14 protein-coding genes are annotated in these 23,277 nt (G+C 44.5%); 7 read left to right on the top strand and 7 right to left on the bottom strand.

Going from position 1 to position 23,277, the window contains the following annotated elements; all coding sequences use genetic code 11:
• Positions 1-8: 8 nt before the first annotated feature.
• Positions 9-809, bottom strand: a complete 801-nt coding sequence (locus V1L65_RS17410; protein WP_331700483.1) for an alpha/beta fold hydrolase — start codon at positions 807-809, stop codon at positions 9-11.
• A gap of 26 nt (positions 810-835) precedes the next feature.
• The gene (locus V1L65_RS17405; RefSeq protein WP_331700482.1) at positions 836-1,030 is read right to left on the bottom strand and encodes a ribbon-helix-helix domain-containing protein; all 195 of its coding nucleotides are present in this window, start codon (positions 1,028-1,030) and stop codon (positions 836-838) included.
• A gap of 550 nt (positions 1,031-1,580) precedes the next feature.
• Here V1L65_RS17405 and V1L65_RS17400 point away from each other — a divergent pair.
• On the top strand, positions 1,581-7,127 hold the full coding sequence (locus tag V1L65_RS17400) for a galactose-binding domain-containing protein (protein WP_331700481.1): 5,547 nt from the start codon (positions 1,581-1,583) through the stop codon (positions 7,125-7,127).
• 322 nt (positions 7,128-7,449) lie between these two features.
• On the opposite strand, the gene V1L65_RS17395 is transcribed toward V1L65_RS17400, so the two are convergent.
• The 3 genes from V1L65_RS17395 to V1L65_RS17385 form a co-directional block, all read right to left on the bottom strand.
• Positions 7,450-8,295, bottom strand: a complete 846-nt coding sequence (locus V1L65_RS17395) for a carbohydrate ABC transporter permease (protein ID WP_331700480.1) — start codon at positions 8,293-8,295, stop codon at positions 7,450-7,452.
• A gap of 17 nt (positions 8,296-8,312) precedes the next feature.
• On the bottom strand, positions 8,313-9,206 hold the full coding sequence (locus tag V1L65_RS17390) for a carbohydrate ABC transporter permease (RefSeq protein WP_331700479.1): 894 nt from the start codon (positions 9,204-9,206) through the stop codon (positions 8,313-8,315).
• Positions 9,207-9,325: 119 nt separating this feature from the next.
• Positions 9,326-10,693 (bottom strand): extracellular solute-binding protein, encoded by a 1,368-nt coding sequence (locus V1L65_RS17385; protein ID WP_331700478.1) that lies wholly within the window; start codon positions 10,691-10,693, stop codon positions 9,326-9,328.
• Positions 10,694-11,073: 380 nt separating this feature from the next.
• On the opposite strand from V1L65_RS17385, the gene V1L65_RS17380 reads away from it, so the two are divergent.
• Genes V1L65_RS17380 through ptsP form a run of 5 tightly spaced genes read left to right on the top strand, consistent with a single transcriptional unit; the run spans position 11,074 to position 16,001 of the window.
• Entirely contained in the window at positions 11,074-11,949 is an 876-nt protein-coding gene (locus tag V1L65_RS17380; protein ID WP_432502401.1) for a PRD domain-containing protein, read from the top strand.
• Between the two features lie 10 nt (positions 11,950-11,959).
• Complete coding sequence (locus V1L65_RS17375) at positions 11,960-12,457, top strand: PTS sugar transporter subunit IIA (RefSeq protein WP_331700476.1); 498 nt, start codon at positions 11,960-11,962, stop codon at positions 12,455-12,457.
• Between the two features lie 27 nt (positions 12,458-12,484).
• Positions 12,485-13,933: a PTS transporter subunit EIIC gene (locus V1L65_RS17370; protein WP_331700475.1), complete on the top strand. Its 1,449-nt coding sequence runs from the start codon at positions 12,485-12,487 to the stop codon at positions 13,931-13,933.
• A gap of 10 nt (positions 13,934-13,943) precedes the next feature.
• Positions 13,944-14,198: an HPr family phosphocarrier protein gene (locus tag V1L65_RS17365; RefSeq protein WP_331700474.1), complete on the top strand. Its 255-nt coding sequence runs from the start codon at positions 13,944-13,946 to the stop codon at positions 14,196-14,198.
• Between the two features lie 42 nt (positions 14,199-14,240).
• Complete coding sequence (gene ptsP, locus V1L65_RS17360; protein WP_331700473.1) at positions 14,241-16,001, top strand: phosphoenolpyruvate--protein phosphotransferase; 1,761 nt, start codon at positions 14,241-14,243, stop codon at positions 15,999-16,001.
• A gap of 88 nt (positions 16,002-16,089) precedes the next feature.
• On the opposite strand, the gene V1L65_RS17355 is transcribed toward ptsP, so the two are convergent.
• Positions 16,090-16,860, bottom strand: coding sequence for a response regulator (locus V1L65_RS17355; RefSeq protein ID WP_331700509.1), 771 nt, complete (start codon positions 16,858-16,860; stop codon positions 16,090-16,092).
• Positions 16,832-19,795, bottom strand: coding sequence for a histidine kinase (locus tag V1L65_RS17350; RefSeq protein WP_331700472.1), 2,964 nt, complete (start codon positions 19,793-19,795; stop codon positions 16,832-16,834). Before V1L65_RS17350 ends, V1L65_RS17355 begins: the two co-directional genes overlap by 29 nt.
• 202 nt (positions 19,796-19,997) lie before the next feature.
• On the opposite strand from V1L65_RS17350, the gene V1L65_RS17345 reads away from it, so the two are divergent.
• Positions 19,998-23,096, top strand: a complete 3,099-nt coding sequence (locus V1L65_RS17345; RefSeq protein ID WP_331700471.1) for an S-layer homology domain-containing protein — start codon at positions 19,998-20,000, stop codon at positions 23,094-23,096.
• Positions 23,097-23,277 lie beyond the last annotated feature (181 nt).

Genomic DNA, 23,277 nt, shown 5'->3' with positions numbered 1-23,277 from the left:
TTAAATTGCTATGTATTTGAAAGGAAATCAAGAACTAATTGATTGAATTCATGCGGTTCCTCGATAAAGGGGAGGTGGCCGCAGTTCTGCATCATGACTTTGGATGATAGCTCTATGCTTTTATGCAAGTTTTCGGCAGTCTTTATGTTATATGGATGATCTTGATCAGAAGTGATTATAAGGGCCGGAATGTTAATCTCTCGTAACCGGCTGATGGCGTAGGGTTTAACAGCGGCAGAAAGGTTTGGAGAGAAGCGACAGAAGTTGCTAGTTTTCCTGACATTATCGAGCACCTTTTTTCGAGCTTCTTCTTTTCTTTCGGAAGGAAAGAAGTATTGCCAGAAATGATTTGTGATGAATGCTTCGATAGCTTTCTGATGTCCATTCAGACGAACATTGAAATAATTTTTAATTCCTTGCCACGTCATGTTAATAGGATAAAGTTTGCCGTTTATAGAGGGCGAAGCCAGAATAAGGGCTTGAACCAGATGGGGATACGTGAGAGCAAAATCTATAGCAACGCCACCACCCAAGGAAGAACCGATTAGAGTAACTTTATGGAGTTTTAGGTGCTCAATTAGTGCTTTTAGATCGTCGACATTAGCGAATGAAGAGTTTGGTGTGCTGGAAAGACCATATCCCCGCAAATCATAACGGATTATTTTATAATGTGCGGAAAAAGTGTCAACCTGTTCGTTCCAGATTTGATGGTCATTAAAGTTTCCATGAATGAGTAAGATGGGGTCTCCTTTTCCGGAAACTTCGTAAAAAAGTCGTCCATCTTCTAAGTCTAAATAGTTCCGAATCATAAAATTGAACCTCCTTCGCCTACTAATTATAAGAGATCGGCATTATGAAGGTTGTCTTCTATAATGGATCTCAGCACCTCGGAAACGGAATAATCGCCTTTGCGGCAGTAGCGGTCTATTTCTTCCCAGCATTCCTGCGGCAAGGTTAATGATATTTTTCGAGTTGTACCTATTGGCTTGCGGCCTGCCCCTTTGCGGCTGCCTCCCCTGCTGCCAGCCATACAATCCGTATCTCTGTTATTTATTAACTCCATCATGTCATCACCCATCAATATAATTTCATATAATGATTTGGGAGTCAATTAATGCTACCTTAATCAAACTTTATGGTTGTAGCTATAAACAGCTGGCCAGCATATAATTTTGTCGAAGTGTCGTGCTGCCAGGACATGTGACAAATCTTGACAGGGGTGGGGTTCTGCTATAATATAAGGATCATGAAGTAAATCAAGCGATATGGTTCGATGTAAATTAAATATGACATTTACGTGTTACCCAGAGGGCTAGATATAAGGGGCATTAGTAAAAAGTATGTACTTTTTACTAATGCCCCTTTTTGTGTTCACAAAAATAGCCAAACTTACACAACTGGTCTATGAGGGCCTAGTTCAGGACTCGCGATCATGGGTGACGGCCAATGTCGCAAAACAAAAAAATAAGGGGGGAAGAAAAGAAGAATGGTATGGCTTTTGCCAAATGCCACAGTCGTCATACTTGGGTTCAACTAATTGCTGGATTAGATTCATTAACCGAAATCTAAGGAGGGTTTACATGGAAATCAGGGCAAGGGGAAAAATGAATGTCGCAATCCTTTGTGTTCTTTTGTTAATCGTCAACATGTTTCAGGGAATAGCGATATCAGCGGAGGGAGGCGAATCGAATCCTATTAATTTAGCGCTGGGGAAATCGGTCACCTACTCGGGTGTTGAAGGCGGAAAAGCAGGTGACAATTGGAAGTACCCGCAATTTGTCGGTGAAATGGTTGTAGACGGGAATGCGAGCACACGCTGGTCGGGGGAAAAGATAGACGATCAATGGTTAATCATCGATCTGGGTAAAGTGCAAGAAGTGAATGAAATCGTCATTGATTTCCACGCCGTCTCGCCCGATTACGAAGTGTTTGTTTCGCAAGACGGTACTCAATATGAAAGCATATATAAGGTAACGGACGGCCTGGAAGGCACGAATATCGGGATTACAGAAATCACCTTTGACCGCCAATCTGTTAGATATATTAAATATCAACAATATAAACAATGGTTGCATTCGGATGGGGTTAGATATTTTGGCTCTAGTATTCGCGAGCTGGAAGTGTATAACAAATATGCGAACGAAGCTCCATCGGTTCCTTCCAAAGAATTGTTGGAGATCCGCTTAAATGAAGCGAAAGGCTATCAGGCTGTACAATATACGGAAGAAAGTTATGCGCTTCTACAAGATAGCATACAGAAGGCAGAGTACGTATTTGTTCATGCTGATGCAGAACAAGCTGAGATTGATGAGGCTATCCAAAGCTTAGTCGAGGCCATCGATCAGCTAAAGACGAAGCGTGCGGAGTCCAACGAAAATTTAGCTCTTGGGAAACCCGTTACCTACTCGGGAGTTGAGGGGGGCAAGACCGGGGCGAACTGGAAGTATCCGCAATTTGCCGGTGAAAAGACTGTAGACGGAGATTTGGCCACACGCTGGTCGGCAGATAAGGCTGATGATCAATGGCTAATCGTTGATCTGGGCGCAGGCGTTGAGGTTAGCGTAATTAAATTGAGCTTCCATGCCATCTCGCCCGATTACGAAGTCTTCGTTTCGCCTGACGGCAATCAGTATGAAAGCGTATATAAGGTAACAAATGGTCGGGCAGGCGCGATTAGCGAGATAAAGGAAATCATCTTCAATCGTCAGCCTGTCAGATATATTAAATATCAACAATATAAACAATGGACGCATTCGGATGGCATTAGAACTTTTGGCTCCAGTATTTATGAAATAGAAGCATACAAAGATAGACCAGTTACAGCGGAGAATGTACTGGAAACAGCTGAAGAACAGGCACTAAAACTATCGGGGGATGGCAAGAAGCTCATTTTGCCAACTGTTCATGACGACTATCAAATCAGTTTGTTTGGCTCGGATACGAAGGAAATCATCGCCATGGATGGTTCGGTCTATCAACCATTGGTTGCTATGGATGTCAATGTGCTCTACAAGGTTGAAAACAAGTATGATCCAAGTGATTTCGCAACATCGGAAGCGGATATTAATATTGTTATCCCCGGACAATATGTGCAAGAAGCTGGAGATAACCTCGTTCCCCCCGTGTTGCCGGGCTTGCGTGAATGGAAAGGTCATACAGGTAGTTTCACGATCACCGAAAGTTCAAGGATTGTGGTGGTCGATGATTCCTTGAATGAAACGGCCCAGACGATACAAATGTACTTTAAAAGTATGCTTAACAAGGATATTCAAATTGACACTGGAATGGCACAGCAAGGCGATATTGTGTTGGCACTGGATGGTAAACAAGCCATTCTTGGTGAAGAGGGCTATACCCTCGACATCGATGACAAAATTGTTATCTCGTCCTCACAAGCTAAAGGAGTATTGTATGGCGGAATTTCGATTACACAAATTCTTTATCAGGATAAAGATCATAGCAGTGTGCCGAAAGGATTCGCTCGCGATTATCCGAAATATGAAGTCAGAGCGGGCATGATCGATGTCGGAAGAATGTATATTCCGCTTGAATATATTCAAGAAATGTCGATTTACATGGCTTGGTTCAAGTTGAATGAAGTACAGATTCACGTGAATGATTATTGGGGCACCTCCGGCTATTCCGCGTTTCGTTTGGAAAGTACAAAATACCCGCAGATTGTATCTCAAGACGGATACTACACCAAGGAAGAGTACAAGCAGTATCAGATCGATATGAAAAAGTTCGGGATCGATGTCGTTACAGAAATCGATACGCCTTATCATTCGGAGGTATTCAGAGCTATACCCGGGGTGAAGATGCTGAAGAGAGGATCCCTTGACATTCGTGATGCCCATACAGTCAATATTGTATTGGATTTACTGGATGAGTATTTGGATGGAGAGGATCCGGTTATTCAGTCCAAAAAATTTCATGTTGGAACAGATGAATACGATAAGGCCTACTCGGAGGAGATGCGCGCTTATACGGACAAATTAATTAAATATGTTAACGGAAAGGGATACGAAACGAGGATCTGGGGCGAGCTGGGCACTAGAGGGTACAACGGCAAGACGCCGGTCACCAATCAAGCTACAATGAACATTTGGTCACCAGCCAGATCAGATGTTAAGGAAATGTATGAGGCTGGCTACGACATTATTAATACCGATGGCGGCTGGCTGTATATTGTGCCAGGCTCGAATGCCAATTTCCCGGATCGGCTGAATTTAACGAATTTGTACAATAATTTCGATGTCAATAATTTCGAGGACCCCAAGTACACAGCTGGAACGGCTATTATGCCGATGGCCCACCCGCAAACCAAAGGCGCCGAGTTCGCAATTTGGAACGATATGACATCATTTGGCGGAGGATTCTCTGAATTCGATGTTTTCGATCGAATGAAACCCGCGGTTGCCATTGTAGCCGAAAAAACGTGGTACGGTGAAAAAACAGAGGGACAAACTGCCGAACAATTCTTGAAACGCGTAGAAGCTTTATATCATACCGCTGGAGGAGCCAATCCGGGGCGATATGTCCGATCGGGTGGCGATGTCATTGCGAAATATACGTTTGATGAACTGGATGGAGGGTACTCGAAAGACGGTTCGCCTAACAGGTACGATGCACAAGTTGTAAACGGGATACTTGACAAAGGTACCGATAACAATGGAATTGCCTTGAATGGGGACGGTTATATTTCGCTGCCGTTTGACAGTGTCGGATTCCCATATACGGTGTCTTTGGATATTAATCTATCCGAAATTCCGGAGAATACCGAGCTGTTCTCAGGGAAGGACGGAAGCCTGTATGCCAATATGAACGGCACCGGGAAGCTGGGGTTCAAGCGCGGCGAACTGGGGATTGCTTATGAATTTCTGTTTGATTACGAGTTGCCTGCGGGCGAATGGGTTAACATTGAACTGGCGCAGGAATTGACGTACAGGACAGGATCCAGTGAATCCAATACCAGTATGACGAAGCTATATGTGAATGGTGAATCCGTTGGAGTAGCAGAAAGCACTAAGGAGCCTATTAATAATATTCGTTACTCGTCCAGCTTTGTGCTGCCTACGGAGAAGATCATGAACCAGGCAATGGGACGCATTGATAACTTAACAATTACTCGGACTACAGGGGAAGACAGGGATAATCGGAGGGAAAATCTGGCTCTGCACAAGCCGACATCTACCTCAAGCGTATACCCCGATAGTACCCGGACGGGAGATAAGGCGGTTGACGGTACAGATAAAGATCTATCCAGCCGCTGGTCCTCCAAGAAAGCAACGGGATTAGGATCGAATGAAGACAGCGGCCTGCATGGCTCTAAGGAACAATGGATATCTGTTGACCTTGGCCATCCGTACACACTGTCTGAGGTGTACATTTCCTGGGAAGCAGCTTATGCCAAGTTGTTTAAATTGCAAGGCTCTTTGGATGGCATAGAATATTTCGATATGAAAGAGATCACGGAATTTACCGGCGGCAAGATTACAATTAGCGATATCGGAGGACGGCCTGTTCAATACATTCGCGTCTTTGCGATGGAGCCGTTTAATGCAGGTTGGGGATACTCGATCTATGAAATAGAAGCTTATGCTGCAGACAAATCCAAATTGGCAAAAACTATTGAAACGGCAACAAAAAGATTAGAAGAAACGGTGCAAGGCGATGAGCCGGGTCAATACCCAAGATCGGCGCGGGAGGCGCTGGAAGCGGCAATCGCACTGGCCAAGAAGCTTATCGAAAATAAATTGGCGACACAAGAGGCGGTAGATGAAGTGGTTGTCGCATTAAATCATGCGATTGAAGCCTATAACGCTTCAGAAGTCCCGGGAATGGAAAAACCAGATACGCCGACTGCGAAGGATGTATCCATTACCCGGCCGGCCGTGAACGCAGCAGTGGGCCAAACTCTGATTACGATAAGTACTGCTTTGGAGTTTAGAATTATCGGTGAGTCCAATGCGGAAAAACAAGCGTGGACCTCGGGAACGGGAGAAGCGCAAAAGACTTTGGCAACTCCGGTGCTCGTTGCAGGAGACAAGATCGAAGTTCGCGTGAAAGAAAGCGATTCTACTCCGGCTAGTGGGATTTACACTTATAAGGTTGTTGCCGATGATATCGGTACAGCGGCAACGGTAGTTACGCCGCCAGTTACAATCCCGGGAAGCAAGCCGGAAGGCGAATTGACTCTTGCTCCCGGACAATCGGGAACGGTTAGCTTGAATAAAGAAATGACGATTGCGATACCAAGCGAATCAACAGGCAAGACGCTTCATCTCGTGCTGAAGAAGATCACTGATCCGAGTGCTCTTGTACGCAATCAGGACGAATTGATCAGTTCTGTCATTGAGGTCTCGAATAATCTGACCGATGAGCTTAAAAAGCCGGCTACGGTTACGGTAAACTTCGATTCAAGCAAGCTGGCTGCCGGTACTAAAGCGTCTTTGTTTATCTATGATGAATCGGAGAAAGAATGGATAGAAATCGGCGGTGACGTAAGCGGAAATACGGTTACAGCTCAAGTAGATCGCTTCGGAACATTTGCCGTATTTGTAGTGAAGAGCATCGACGATTCCAACGAAGTGACTTTCGTAGATGTAACGAAGCATTGGGCTGAGGAGTCTATTCAGCAGGCAGTTGTGCTAGGATTCGTTAACGGATATCCGGACGGCACATTCAGACCAAATGCCGAGATTACAAGGGCAGAGTTTATCGTTATGCTGACCAAAGCTTTGAAACTGCAAGGAAGTGACCAAGTATTGAATTTTAGCGATCAAGCGGATATTGGCCAGTGGGCAAGGCAAGCGATCGCTCAAGCAGTTGAAGCCGGTATTATTAACGGCTATACAGATGGCACTTTCCGGCCGAATGCAAAAATTAGCCGCACCGAGATGGTATTAATGGCTGTACGGGCATTGAAGCTGAATGCAGAAGCTGTTGAACAAACCTCATTCAAGGATGACTCGGATATTCCGCAGTGGGCTAAGGCATCCGTGGAAGCGGCGGTCAAGGAAGGTCTCGTGAACGGCATGGGAGCTAACAGGTTCGCTCCTAATCATACGGCTACGCGCGCCGAATCGGTTACGCTGCTGTTGAAGGCAATCGAGCGCCGCAACTAACCAGGCCAGTCACAAGCAATAGTCGTATTTAACCGAATAAGATGGAAGGGGATATCCTGCGTTCAATCGACCGTGGATATCCCCTATTTAGCTTGGAAGGCGATGTAAAAATGAGCGATAGATATTTGGCTATTGTAGAGACAACCTACGGCAAACCGCGGCCAATTCGGATTGGGGCATTGTGAAGCAAGCCGTTTTGAACGGAGACGGGGGTATTGATTGGAGGGATCTGGTTGCAGTAGCTTTAAAAATAGTCACTGATTAAATAACGCAAGGGATATCCACAAGGTCGAATGACTACGGGATATCCCTTTAGTTTGTTTTATTTTACGGCGCCGGCGGTTACGCCTTCCGCGATTTGTCGTTGGAATATGATATAAACGATGAGAACCGGGACGATGGAAAGCAGCAGGCCGGCGAATAGCGGTCCCCATTCCGTCCGATACTGCATTTCCGTCTGCATGACGGCAATGCCGACCGGCAGTGTATACAGCTTCGGATCGTTGACGAACACCGTTCCCATAATATATTCGTTCCATATATTTAACCCATTCATAATACTTATGGATATTAAGCCGGAGCGGGCCAGCGGCAGCATGACGGAAAAGAAGGTGCGCGAGTAACCGGCGCCGTCAATGAAAGCCGCTTCTTCCAGTTCCTTTGGCAGCATTTTGAAAAAGCTGACGAGTACAAATATTCCGAAGGGCAGTGCGCTGGCGGTGTAAACGATAATCAGACCAGCTAGCGTGTTGATTAACCCCATGTCATTCAATAGGAAAAACAGCGGAATAAGGCCTAGAATCATAGGGATCATCATAGCAGACAGATATAAGTAGTACAGCGTGCGTCCCGTTTTAAAAGTAAACCTAGCTAATACATAAGCTGTCGTAGCAGCGAGAAAAACAGATAGTGCGATGCTGAAAATGGTTACGATGATTGAATTGATAAAGAAGCCGCTAAAACCGTATTTACTCCATACATAAGTAAAATTGGACCAAAGCAACGGAAATTCCGGCAGCGCCCAAGGGTTCTTGAGCAAGAACTGCTGGTTATCTTTTAGAGCGCCCATCATAGTCCAGAGAAGAGGGTATAGTACCGCGACAGTCCATAAGAGCAGTATTCCGTTAGTGATGATGCGAACCAACGGATTTTGTTTTTTTAAGATCATTTTGTCAATTTCACTCCTCAAGCCAATTCGGTAGTATTTCTGCTAAGCAGGCGCTGAAGAACTAGTGTAGTAATTAGGGAAAGCACAAGAATTAACACGCCAATCGCAGCTGCATATCCCATGTGATATTGCCGGAAGCCCATTTGATACAAATAAGATCCCATAACTTGAGTAGAGTTGTCAGGGCCGCCCTCGGTCATAATCCAGACGATAATAAAAGAACCATTCAAGGTAGTCATGACGATATGCAGAATACTGACCTTCATCTGCTCCCAGATCAAAGGCAGGGTTACGGACCAGAATTGTTTGCCCTGAGAAGCGCCGTCCAGATTGGCAGCCTCATAAAGGTCAGCTGGAATGCTTAATATCGCGGCAATTAACAAAATCATATAAAAGCCGATACCTGCCCAAATGGAAGGCCACAGTAGTGACCACATGGCCAGGTTCTCGGATCCCAGCCAAGTAATTTGAACCGGCTCGCTGCTAAACAGCGACAAGAAGGAATTGATAAAGCCCATATTCGGATTATAGACGTATCGCCATAGCACACCGATGACGACGACAGATATAACGTTCGGAATAAAGAAGAGAACCCGATAAAATTTACTGCCCGCTACCTTCAGGCGTGTAACGGCTATTGCGAAGAAGGTTGCAAGCAGCATGATGCCGATAACCTTGCCAACAACAAGGAAATAATCGTTTTTGATTGCCGTCCAAATAATCGGATCGCTAAACAGCTCGCGAAAGTTATCCAGGCCGATGAAATCCATGTTCTTCGAGCTGCCGGACCAATCGAATAAAGAAATATGAATGCCTTTCACGATTGGATACAAGGTGAATAAACAGAAGAACAAAAAAGTGGGTAGCAAGAAAAATATAATAAATGCATTGCGTCTAGTTTGTTGTGCCATCGCGTTCACCTTTCTTAACCTGTCGATCAATCAGACAGCCAATAAGGGAGAGGCCATTCGTATGGCAGGCATTTTCCTTATTGGCTGCTTGTTTGTCGCTATGCGTTTGTATATCGAAATTATTGCTTGCGTGCTTTTGCTGCTGCTTCTTCCATGCGTTTCATCCATTCTTCAGGCGTGATTTTGCTCACAGTCAAGGCTACAATCGCGTCTTGCTTCACTTTTTCGACGTCCGCATTCAGTACGGCAACGGGAGCAACGGTCGTTTGATTAGAGTTAAAGAAGCTCATCGCATCTTTGACGACTTCGCTTGCAGAGGAAGAGCTAAGATCTGCTTTAATGTTCATAAGCGCTCCTGTTAGTTCTGCCCAGCGTATGGCATTTGCTTTAGTGAACGCGAATTCGAGGAATGCTTTTGCCGCTTCAGGATTTTTCGCATCCTTGGCAATGGCAATCGTATTCGTGTAAGGAATGACAATGTTATTTTGACCCACATCTTGGGCGACCGAAGGAAGGAAACCGAATTCAAAACCGCTTGGAATATCCTTCTTCATTTCGTTCTCCAGCCACAGACCATTCGGAATGAATCCGGCTTTGTGTTGCAGCCATTGTGCTTGTGAATCGGTATGATTCAAGGATACGGAGCCTTTGTCAATCAACTGCTTGTCGACAAGCTCAATGATTTGATTCAGCGCTTTTTTCACCGGTTCACCAGAGAAGCTGCCTTCTTCCAGGTTTGCTTGGCGCGTTAGGATCGAGCCGTCCCCTCCATTGGCTGCGACAATTGCGGAATCAAGCAGTCCGCCGTTAATGTAGTATGGATAAACGCCAGTATGAATCAAGGCAGGTATGCCAGATGCTTTAATCTTCTCGCTAGTTTCGATAAATTCGCCCCAGTTGCTAGGAGCGGACCAGCCATTCTCACGGAATAGCGCCTTATCGTAGAAAAGTCCCCATGAGCCGAATACAAGCGGGAGCGTATAGCTTTTGCCGCCCTCATAAGCCGTTGGCTGTGCAATGAGAATATCTGTTAGTTTTTCACCATCCACGTTATTGGCTGTACTCAGAAAGTCTGTAATATCAAGCAACTGTCCATCATCGATCATTTGGCGCTCGTTAGAACCGGCTCCATCAATATAGACAACATCAGGCGGGTTGCCTTGAATCCAGCGAGGCTTCATTTGCTCATTAATTTTTGGCCCTGCAGATTGTTTGATCTTAAGCTCAGGATTGGCTTTTTGGAATGCTTCGATTACTTCCAGCCACCAAGCGTCGCCATAACCGCCAACGAAGTATTGAATTTCGAATTCGCCGGTTAAGCCGGCTTTTTCCGCGTTCGTGCTTGGTTCACTGGACGGAGTATTGCTGGAGGCCGGGGTTGGTGAGGATTGCCCCGATTGGTTGTCAGTTTTACTGCCGCAAGCAGCAAGTGAAAGTATTAACAGCAAGATCATCCCATACACAAACATTCGTTTTTTGAACATCATTCATGACTCCTTTTTCATCTCAATTGCCATTTTCCGGTATGTGGCAGCACTGCGTGAACACAAAAAAGGCACAAGTTGTGTAAGCATAATCACTGCTTACATAACTCATGCCCTTGCGGTTGCACGTTATGTTGCCTTACGTATTCGGCTGGAATTAGCATATATCGGGTTAGTAAAGTTTGTCAACTAAAAAAAATAACTTTTGAAAAAAAGTGAAAAGTTGGAAGTCTTATTGACATAAAGAGAAGCGTATAATAATATATAAAAATATTAGGCGTGTTACTAGTTGACTAGGCATGAGCCGAAGATATTCGACACCACTTTTTGTCGAAGTCTTCGGCTTTTTCTTTTTTTGTGCTAGTCTATATTCCGCAGGAGGGATGGATTTGTCCAGAAAAGGAATGTTGCAAATTGATCGCATCGTAGGCAATAACGTCATTCTGACTCTAGACCCCGGAGCGTCCAAGGAGTACGTTTTAGTTGGCAAAGGCATCGGATTTGACTTCAAAGGAAGCAAGTGGGTCGATATGGAAGATCCTCGGATCGAGAAGCGATACCGGTTGGATGAGGAGCAGCCTGCCCAACAATTTCAGGAGCTGGTTGAGAACATTGACCCGGAAGTTATTCAAATCTCGGAGCAGATTATCGAAAGCGTAAAAGAGAGGATGGGCACGCCAGTGCAGCCTAAAGTCTATTTTGCGCTCCCAAATCATATTCAATTTGCTATGTACCGATTGCAAAACGGGATGGAAATCATTAATCCGTTTCTTCACGAGACCAAAATGAGTTTTTCGCTGGAGTATGAGATCGCCGCCCAAGCCGCCATTATGATTAGTGAACGGTTCGGTATTCTTGTTCCGGAAGACGAGGTAGGTTTTTTGGCGCTTCATGTGCATTCTTGTGCCGGTAATGTAACCGTAGGACAATTGGTGAGAATAACCGGGCTTTTGAATCGAATCGTAGAGTATATTGAGCAACAAATGAAAGCAAGGTTGCAAAGAATGGGAAGCGATTACATAAGACTCATTACACATATTCGGGGAACGCTTGAGCGACTGCTGACAGGTCGTCATATTCATAATCCGTTGACAGCGGAAATAAAAACCCATTATCCAAAGTTATTTGCACTTGCCACCCAAATAACCGGGCTAATTAAAGAAGAACTGGACGTTACAGTTTCTGAGGATGAGATTGGCTATTTGGCCGTACATTTACACCGTCTTCTTCAGGTCCAGCCTCCAATTGGAAGGGAGTGACCGATGCACAATGTTTCAGAGATGGCTGGATCGTACGCAACAAAAACAGGACTATGTTGCGGCTGTGGCACCGGTTGCTGGTAAATTATTTCCGCTGCACGAGGTACAGGATGAAGCCTTTTCCCGCGAATTGATCGGGAAGGGAGTAGCAATAGAACCTTTGAACGGCTGCGTAGTTGCACCTGTTACAGGCAGAGTAAGTCATGTTATTGATACGAAGCATGCCATATTGATTGAGCATTCATCTGGATTACAGTTTCTTATCCATATCGGAATTAATACAGTCGATCTAAAAGGCGAAGGCTTCCATGTGTCGGTTAAGACAGATGACATCGTAACAGAGGGGCAGACTCTTATGGAGTTCGATATTCATAACATTCGCAAGGCGGGATATGTCGCGCATGTTATTGTAATCGCCATCGGAGAGCGGCTTATTGATTATATTGAATGTGATTACCGCGAAGTTCGAGCAGCGGAGCCGAATGTATTACGTATCGCACTGAAATAAGTCAGTTGGCTGAGGAGAGATTCAAGTATGTTTGCTTTCCTGCAAAAAATCGGAAAATCCTTGATGTTGCCTGTCGCAGTCTTGCCTGCGGCATCTATTCTGCTTCGGTTCGGCAATATCGATTACGAGAAAGACTTTCATTTCGGCGATTTCGGTAGATGGCTAAATACGTATATTGCCCCATTTTTAGATGCAGGCGGTTCTGCTATCTTCGACAATCTCCCACTTATCTTCGCGATCAGTATCGGGATAGGTGTCGGAGGGGATGCGGTTGCAGCATTGGCTGCTGTTATTGCTCATTTGGTCTTAAATTTTGTGTTTGTCGAAGTTGCAAAAGTATTTTCGCGCTGGTCTATGCTGGACGCCGAGCTGAATATGGGTGTTATGGGGGGCATACTAGCAGGGCTTGTCGCTTCTTTCTTTTATAAAAAATATTACAATATTACACTGCCAAATTGGCTTGGCTTTTTTTCGGGCAAAAGGTTTGTTCCGATCATTACTTCATTTTCGATGGTATTTATCGCGGTTGGGTTAGGCTTGATATGGGGTCCAGTCCAGGTCATTCTGAATGATTTTGGAAAGTGGATTACCGGCCTTGGAGGCATTGGCGCTTTAATTTATACGATTGCCAATCGGCTGCTGATTCCTTTTGGTCTTCATCATATTTTGAATAATATTGCATGGTTCCAAATCGGGACTTATGTCGAAGCCGGCGGGCAAGTATATCGCGGCGACATCAATCGTTTTTTCGCTGGAGATCCTGCAGCGGGACTGTTTATGACCGGGTTTTTCCCAATCATGATGTTTGCGCTTCCGGCGGCTGCACTTGCTATCGTTCATTCGGCAAAGCCTGAAAAACGAAAGCTTATTTCATCGATTTTTCTAAGTGCTGCGTTAGCATCGTTCTTGACCGGTATAACAGAGCCGCTGGAATTCGCATTTATGTTCGCTGCCCCGCTATTATATGTTGTCCATGCAATCCTTACGGGGATAAGTGCGTTTATTGCCGCTGAGCTTGGCATTAAGCATGGATTTGGTTTTTCAGCTGGCTTTATAGATTATGCCATTAATTTTCCGCTTGCAACGAAACCTTTGCTCATCATACCGTTCGGGATGATCTTTGCAGTCGGGTATTATTTTCTCTTCCGTATTATGATAGTGAAATTGAATTTGATGACCCCTGGCCGGGAGCAAAGTGACGGGAACAAAGTGAAGATAACCGATGAACGAATTTCAGCAGGTGAGAATACCGCTGTTATGGTGGCTCACGCGCTTGGCGGTGTGGTCAATATCCAAAGCATTGATGCTTGCATTACACGTTTGCGGGTTATTGTTCGCGATGAGGGGCTTGTGGATGAGCAAAGGCTAAAAGAATTGGGAGCAGCGGGCGTCATTCATTTGGGCAAAGGATCCATACAGGCGATCTTCGGAATGGAAGCGGAAAAGCTGAAGGATAGAATTAAATCAATATTATAGGAGTGCTTCTATGCAAAAAACCTACACAATTACAAACATAACGGGTATTCATGCACGTCCTGCCAGGAAGATTGTTGAGGCTGCTGTTCGTTACCCTTGCGATATATATTTAACAAAGAAGGGAATTAAGTTCAACGCTAAAAGCTTGGTGGCAATGATTTCAATAGGGGCCAAATTTGAGGATCAGATTATTGTTGCTGCTGAAGGGGAACACGCAGAGCTTGCAATAGAGGAAATTGGAATGATCTTAACTTCAAAACATTAAAATACCAACAGCAGTCGTAAGTTCAATCATGGTTGCAGTTCGATGAATGTAATAATCACAACCTTGGAGGATGAAAGCATGCATTTGACAGGAATATCAGCGTCCGAGGGGGTTGCATTCGGTCAAGCATTTATTATACGGACGGCATCGCGGTGTCCGCAAGGGAACGCGATGATCAAACCGTCCATGGTTCCTTCTGAATTGAAAAGTTTTGATGCTGCGGTTGATCAAGCTTGCAGAGATTTAAATAATATCCATTCAAGCTTATTGATGGAAAATAGGAAGGACGATGCGGAAATTATAGAAGTGCAGATGCTTCTCTTGAAAGATGCAGCATTGATCGGCGTTGCAAGGGACAAAATCAAGCAGTTATATTACTCATCCCAGCTAGCCATTGAGTTAACGATGAAGGAAATCATAAAGGACATTCAACTTTTGGATGACGATTATTTGAAAGAGAGAGCGGTAGATGTAGAGGATGTGTGCCGCAGAGTCATCCGGAATTTACGGGGAGAAGAGGAGGAGTTTAAAGCGCTTGAAGACAAGGCGGGACTGATCTTGCTATGTGATGATCTTACGCCTTCGGAAGCCGTACGGCTGAATCCCAAAGTAATAGCGGGTCTGGCAATGGCGGCCGGAGGGACAATGTCTCATTCGGCTATCATAACTCGTTCCATGGGCATACCTGCCGTAGTGGGAATAAAAGAAGGGCTACTTGATATACATGATGGCCAGTGGCTTTTGTTGAATGGAACGGAAGGTTTATTAATGATAGATTCCTATGAGGCACTGCAATACATGTATCAGAAGTTGATAGAATTTGAAAAGTCCGAGGAATCGTCGCCAGATACACATTCGTTTTCCTTAGCAGAAAAAGAGCCGTTTCCAGCAGTCGTCTCCAATATTGGTTCGGTTGCAGAGGCGCACACTGCGAAGCTGAATGGCGCTGATGGAGTCGGTTTATTTCGAACTGAGTTTTTGTTCATGGGGCGAGAGGACTTTCCTTCAGAGGATGAACAATTTGAAGCCTACAGAGCTGTAATCTCGGTCTTTGGTCAAGGGGCACCAATCGTTATTCGGACGATGGATGTGGGTGGAGACAAGCAGCTGTCTTCACTTAAGCTGGAGAGAGAGGATAATCCATTCCTCGGCAATCGCGGCATTCGTATATCTTTTCAGCATCTCGATCAGTTCAGAACCCAACTTCGGGCTGCTCTAAGAGCAAGCAGTTGCGGAAACATCAAATTGCTGTTCCCAATGATCTCCACTATGTCTGAGTGGAGAAAAGCGGTAGCCGAAGTGGAAGCGATTAAGCGCGAGCTTAAAGAGAAGGGCGTTTCGTATAATGAAAAGATGGAAATCGGTATGATGATCGAGGTACCAGCAGCAGCATTAATGGTCAGCCGATTAGCAGATGAGGTTGATTTCTTCAGTATTGGAACGAACGACCTAATTCAATACGTGATGGCGGCAAGCAGAACGGCTGCTCATTTGGTCGAATTAAACGATCCGCTGCAACCGGCGGTGCTACGATTGATACACAATATCATTACAGCAGCGCATGAGAAGGGAAAGAAAGTTGGGATGTGCGGCGAGATGGCTGCTCATCCTTTGGCTGCCCCGCTGCTGCTCGGAATGGGCTTGGATGAATTTAGTATAAGCGGTGCGGCGATGTTGCAAATGAGAAGTCTGTTAAGTCAATATGACAGAGCACTTCTGAGATCCATAGCAAATACGGCCTTGAGCATGGATGATGCGGAAGAAATTAAACAATATGTGGCGTGCGGGCTGCAGTTTTCTTAAATTTACAGTGGTTGCAGACAATTCCCAAATTCGAAATATGACAGATTGAACACAAAAAGAAATCGCTCTAGGCGATTCTTTTTGTGCCCTAAACAATCGACTCCAAATGATAGGCCCATAAATATCCTTTTGACTCCAGCAGAAGCGCATCCGGCCTTTCCTTGGGCTCGATTACGATACTGTTATTGGTATTCATCACATATCCGTTATTGATCCGATCAATTACGATAGGCACATCCAGCTCCATAAAAAGCTGCCGCATCCGATAAATTGTATTATATAGATTGGAAAGCGCGCGTTTTTCCTCTACATGCGCCCATATATCATCGATGATTCTCCATTTTAAGCACAATTTATTTTCATGAAGCAGGAAATAATAGAATAGCTCCTCGGTTATGCGAGTAGGCCATTTTGCCAGAAGATCCCCTTTTTTAACGTATGCTTCCCCATAAAGCTGGATATGGAGTTCATTTTTATTCGTTTGCTTCTGTTTCACCCCATAATACTTCTGAAGCCGTTCATCCAGCCGCTTAACTATATTTGGAGTCATCGGTTTCAAGATATAATCGAGTGCTTGGACACGGAAGGCCTGTACAGCATATTGCTGATGAGCGGTTGTGAAGATTACAGGGACGTCTATGCCGTTATCCACTAAGGTTTGAGCAAGCTGAAGTCCCGTCATTCTCGGCATTTCAATATCAAGCACAAGGGCGTCCAAATCATGTTTCGGTATTTCCTGCAGCGCATCGAACGGCGATTCGAAGCAGCCTACAATTTGAAAGGGCCCATAGGTTTCCAGCAATCTGGCATGCAGCCCCAGAATCGGCTTTTCATCCTCTACGATGATTACTTTCCACATCATTTCGTCCCTCCTTGATCGGAATTATGATTTGAATGATTGTTCCTTTGCCTGGCGATGAGCTAATCTCCAGGCTGCCTTGGGTGAGATCATGCACGCGCCGGCGCACATTTGTAAATCCGATGCCGGCATTGGCAATCGCTCCCCCCATTAATTGAGTGCATTGCGCTGCTGACATGCCTACACCATCATCAGTAACTCGTATGTATAAGTGAGCTTCCTGTAAGGTAATCGAAACCTGAACATGACCCGGACCCTCTTTGTCGAATAGGCCATGGCGAATGGCATTCTCAACTAAAGGCTGTAAAAGCAAGCTGGGAATCAATACGTTCTCAGCGGCGATTATCGGATTGATGTCATAGGCAAATGTTAATCGCTCGCCAAATCTTGCTTTCTCCACTTCCACATAGGCTTCAATTATTTCTAGTTCCTTCTGAAGGGAAGAGTATTGTCCATCCCGACTTGATTCAAATATGTAACGTAGGAAGGAACTGAGCATCGTCAGAAGGTAGGCAGCACGTTCTCCATCCGTATAGCAAAAGGAAATAATGTTGCTAAGCGCATTGTATAAAAAGTGCGGTTTGATTTGAGTTTGCAGAAAGGCCATTTCATACTCAATAGCTTTCAGCATAGACTGCTTTGTTTGTTCGGCGGCATTGAGGCGAGCCATCAATGTTTCTTTTGAGAAAGGCTTTATTAAATAATCATTTGCTCCAGATGCAAAGATTTTTTCAATATGCCTTGGGTATTCGGAAGAAATCATCATGATGACCGGCAAATCCATTAAAGGTGCTTGCGTACGGATTTGCTGAAGCAATTCGAGACTATTCATATTGCCCGGGATGATGTCATCAATGACCATCATTGCTATTTCCGGGTGATTGTTGTAATAGTCAAGCGCCTCTTGAGCTGTATAGGCAATACGTACTTTGTAGGTTTCGCTCAGCATGCCCCTCATGACTTCCGCGTGCATCACATCGTCATCAACGATTAGGATCGTTTCCAGCTCTCGGTCTTCTACCGATAAGGCAGGCCGCATGTCGTATTCGGATGGTTCGACAGTAACCATTTCCTTGAACTCGCTGAAGGCTAGTTTGAGCGTAACCCGGATACCAGAGTCCTTACGTTCATACGATATACTCCCATTCATTTGCTGGATAAGTTCCTCCGTCATCATGAGCCCGGAAGAAGGCTGCCGCTCGCGAAACGCTGTCGTTAACTTGCGGTTTGACGTCACACGAAGCAGAACATCTTCGCCATCCCGAATGGATTCTATAGTAAGGCTGTCATTTGCGGTATCGTGAGATATTTCTGTCATCATGCGCAATAATACTTGTGTCAGACGCTGCTCATCGGCCCATACATAGAGCTTCTTTGAAATATTTTCGTGGACCTGAATTCTCTTCTTCGTAAATGTAAGCTGCATCAGCTGGACAACATGAAGCATAACCATTCGAAGATTGGTGGATTTAAGCTGGATGGCGTAATCATCAAATCGAATACGGGTAAAATCATGCAGATCTCTCAGCAGATATACCATGTTTCCAATTAGCTGTTCAGCCAGGTATAATTGCTCGCTTTGCTTTTCGTGATTGTGTTCGCGGGTAATTGATTTAATTAAATGGCCGGCATCATGCAGGGGTCTCTGCAAATCTTGCGTAGCGACCTTCAAGAAATTATCCTTCGCATCGTTTGCCTTCTTCAATCGGGCGGTCAGCTGTTCCGATTCCGCAGCCCGATTCATGAGACGCATGCCGAGAAAAACGTTCATCGTTATAATTCCCCCGATCAATCCGATTCTGTTCAAAATGTTGCGGCCGGAGAAGAATAAACTATCTGATGAACTGCTTACAGCGAAGATGGTTAGAAACAAAAGCAGGGATAAAAGAATGACAGCTTCGTTTCTGCGTATAGCTATTTTATTTTTAATCATTAGATAGATGATACGAATAATAATGGCCAGGAATAATCCATCGATGTAGTAAAAGAATTGATATTGCACGCCCGACACGGTTCTGGCCGGAAGAATTGCATTAAAAAAGGTGTAAACCAGAACCGGAAGAAAAAGCAGATACAGCGTCTTTCGGTTCATAATGTTAGGAATCATTTTGGCAATAAAGACAATAATCAATACAGCCATTAGGAGAGTCACGGTGTCTTGCAGACGAAAATAAAGCTCAAAGGGCAAGAAAGGGAATTCACGTATTAAAAGCCGCTCCCCGCGCAGCACAATGACTAACGCTAATAGAAGAAAGTGCAATCCGCTGTATAAAAATGCTTCATCCTTCGTCCGCAGCAGGAAGATGGTCATATGGAACATGCAGAACAGCAGCAAGCATAGGACTGCTGTCCATTCCAGGGAAAGATCTCGATGCACGTCCTCCTTCATATGCTCAGCGTCGCCTATATCGATCGGCAGGATAATGCCGCCTCTTGCATTGTAAAAGTTGGATACGTGAGCGGTAATAAGAAGCTGCCGGCTATCCGGTTTAAAGTATACCTCATAAGCAGGGTTATCCGGGACGGTTTCTTTTTTGGAAGCGGCTACGTTTCCTTTTTCCGAGACTGCTGTACCATTAATGTAGATGGTATGAGCAGACCAAATATTACGGACGCGGAGACCGATATCAGACCAGTGATCAGGCAAATACACGGTTATCTGATAGGAACCCCATTGTGCATTCGGCGCCCAGGGACCGGGCACCTTTACATTATTCGCTTCTTTCGAAAAGAGAGTCGGGGCGATAAAGGCTTCGGCTGTAAATTTCCAATCGCCTGCTAAAGATACGAATGGTGAACCAGTAAGCTCTCGCAGGTCTAGTATGCCATCTACAGCTTTTATATGGACTGCGCTTGTATCATCATCACTAAAAATCATATAGAGTATGGCGATTAAGGCACATACCGCACCCAGGAAGCCAATCCATTTTTTCATGTCTATGTCACACCCCTATAGATACTATCATACGTTAAAGATCTCTCAAAAAACTACCATCTGGCAGTGACGTTTGAGAGATTTTTGAGAGATATCTCTGTTATGTTGTAATCAACAGCTTGAATAACTAGTAGTGGAATCGTTTTTTGCAAGGTACTTAATTCTTAATTTGGAGGGTGTTGTCTGCGTAAATCATCATGAAATGGGGATAAAGGCACGAGTCATTATTACTAAATTTACAGGATGGGTGAATCAGATGAAGAAAAAAATGATTGCGATGGTAGTCGTTTTTCTATTAACAGTTACGAATACGTCAATGGCGCACGCACTATCGCCGGTAGCAGAGGTTTACTATAATATTGGAACAATAGATACATATGACCCTTCTGATTTTGAAAGCCAATTAAATGACGCAATTAAAGCCAAGCTGCAAGCAGGGGGCGTAAATCCTAAATATGTGTCCATCATGGATGCAAGTGCGAATCCAGTGGATGTAGAGGAAACTCATGTGCATTCCGGATACGAAAGCTGGTATAATGCCACTCCCCCGGAGGTTGAAACAGCCGATTATAATCATGTCCAAATTACTAATGACGGTAAAACATTAACCTTCTACGGTTATACTGCACCTGCCTACAAGGATTTTATGCTGACAAGCGGAACTCCTTCCGGCAAGAAAATCATCACCTTCGATATGGATGAATCCAAAGTGGATTATCATAGCATGGAAGGCGGAGGTTTCCTATTTAATACGAAGATTGATAGTGAAGGAAAATTAAGCGGTTACGCAATTTTATATATTCAAGGCGCTATCAATGTATATATGATCAATGGCGTGAACGCGGACGCTCTGCACAATGAGCCGTCGAGAGCCTTGAGTGCAATGACAGATGTCGTTACACGAATCGGAACATATACAAAAGGGGCATCCACTCAACACAGCATTAAAATTAATGTAACGGACACGGCCCTTAATATGTGGGATAACGGAGAACAAATCATTAAAAATTTAGCTCTGCCTGAAGCTTATGGCGATGAATTTGGTCCAATCGTTAGTCATATAAGTCATGGTTGTCAGATTATCTCGATTTTTTCATTTGACAATATGAAGCTTTTCTCCACCTCTACCAAAACATTAGGCGAAGCTGTAAAGGATATCGCGTGGGATACTTATTCGCCTTTGCGCTACGTCGTTAACATTAATGAAGATCCTACTGAGCAACTGGACGATTTGAAGGGTTCATTCAATAGCCACGATTTACAATATGTTGGTATATCCGATGAAGAATTCAGTGAAATCAGCCAAGATTTTATTGACGAAATTGATAAAGGCGGACTATATGTCAACTCTGGCGAATCAGCTGAAGATATTATTGAAGCAATCGCTAACCGAGTAGCAGAGCAAATTATTAACGATTACAAAGAGGCTATTCACGCTATTGAAACAGCAGAAGACAACACTGATATTTTGTTTAATTCCGGTGATACAAAAAATTCGGTAAGAAACAACATTACTCTGCAACAGGGTGAGAATGTTACTACAATCTGGTCTTCGGATCAGCCTTCTGTTATCGATCAGGATGGAAACGTAACAAGACCGGTTACTGCTCAATCAGGAACTTATGTGACCTTGAAGGCAACGATTACAGAGGGCGGTCTGACAAGTGAAAAAACTTTTACTGTTTTTGTTAAAGCAGCGGATCCTGCACCTGTAAGCAATCTGTCAGCTGTTGCAGGCAATAGGCAGGTTACTTTGAGTTTCCCTGCTTTATTGGGAGCGACGGACATTATCGTCGAACAATCCACAGATGGTAACACATTTACGCCTGCTGTTACATCAGAGGTGCTTGATGCATCTTCTACAAGCGCAACGGTAACTGGATTAACGAATGGCACAACGTATCATATTCGATTGACGGTTGTTTCGGGTCCATATGAAGGCCCGTCCAATGTGGTTACAGTTAAACCAGTAGCGCCTTATGTGAATGTAGTTGAAACGCCTACAATGAAAGCCGATGTCATCGTTTCTGACCAAGCGAACGGAGGAAAAGTCGTTCAGGAAAAGATTACGAAGTTAATCGGAGATAACTTGAATGTAACTGGAAAAATAATATCGGCAAACGGCCAAGAAATGAATGTGCCGAAAATTGAAATGAATGAAGACGGAAGCTTCACACTTCCGAAAGTAGCGCCTGGCGAATACAAATTATCGATGAACGTTATTGCGCCAAACGGGGAAAAGCTGGCCGGCCCTGCAGGCAAGCTGATTGTTGACAGTGATGGAAAAGCAAGTTTATCGGTTGATTTGGTAGATCCGTACGGCACGATTCTCGACACGATCACCAATAAGCCTGTTACAGATGTGAATATGAAACTGTATTGGGCAGATACAGAGCTGAACCGTTCCAAAGGCAGAGTGCCTGGAACGCTAGTTAATCTGCCTGAACTGCCAGACTTTTCACCAAACAAAAACCATAACCCGCAAATCAGCTCTGACAGCGGTGAATATGGCTGGATGGTTTACGCAGATGGCGATTACTACTTCTTAGGCGAGAAGGATGGATACGTCGTTTTCGATAGCCGCAACGACAAGCGCGAGGAAGCTTTTGGGGATGACAGCTTTATTAAAGATGGAATCATCCATGTCGGTGATACAATTGTAAAATTCAGCTTCTCAGCACAGCCAAAAGTAAAAGCTGCAGGTGACCATAGCCCGTATATGGTTGGATATCCTGATGGAACTTTCCAGCCGGATCGCGGCATTCTCCGTGCTGAGGTTGCTGCAATTTTGTCCCGTTTGTATACATCTGCTGCGAGCTCCAACCAAGTATCGTATTCGGACGTAAGCGCAAACCATTGGGCAACAGATGCTATTTCCGTTGCAACTAATAATAAATGGATGGTAGGTTCCGGCGATAATACGTTCAAGCCGAAGAAGCAAATTACGCGTGCAGAATTCGCGCAGATCCTTGCGAATGTGTATAAATGGGATGCTGCAACAGAGAGCACATATACGGATGTAGCAGGACATTGGGCTGAACAGGCCATTGCAACGGCAGAAAAGCAGGGTGCGCTGTCTGATTTCACGCAGCATACGTTCAATCCAAACCAGCCGATTACAAGAGTGGAAGCTATTCGGATCTTTAACAAGCTGCTCAACCGTAACCCGTGGCATATCGAGGCTGGAATGAAATGGACTGATGTACCTGAAGGTTACGAGTATTATTCAGACATTATGGAAGCTTCGATTCCGCATGCATTCGAGCAATTCGAGACTGGAATCGAAAGCTGGAAGGAATAATATTAATTGAATTCGTTCTCTAAGCATTCAAGGTCTTGGCCTTGAGTGCTTTTTATTTTTCATTAATATATAGACTGCGACCGCCACAAAACTGTAACAATTGCCCGTTGTGCAACTTTGCCCATTGGGCAATAATAGAAAAGAGCAATTATCGAATATATATTACTATTAACTTCTGAAA

Source organism: Paenibacillus sp. IITD108, assembly GCF_036541265.1.
GTDB lineage: Bacteria > Bacillota > Bacilli > Paenibacillales > Paenibacillaceae > Pristimantibacillus.
Note: the sequence above shows the minus strand (reverse complement) of the source record. Positions and strands in the feature narration are given on the sequence as shown.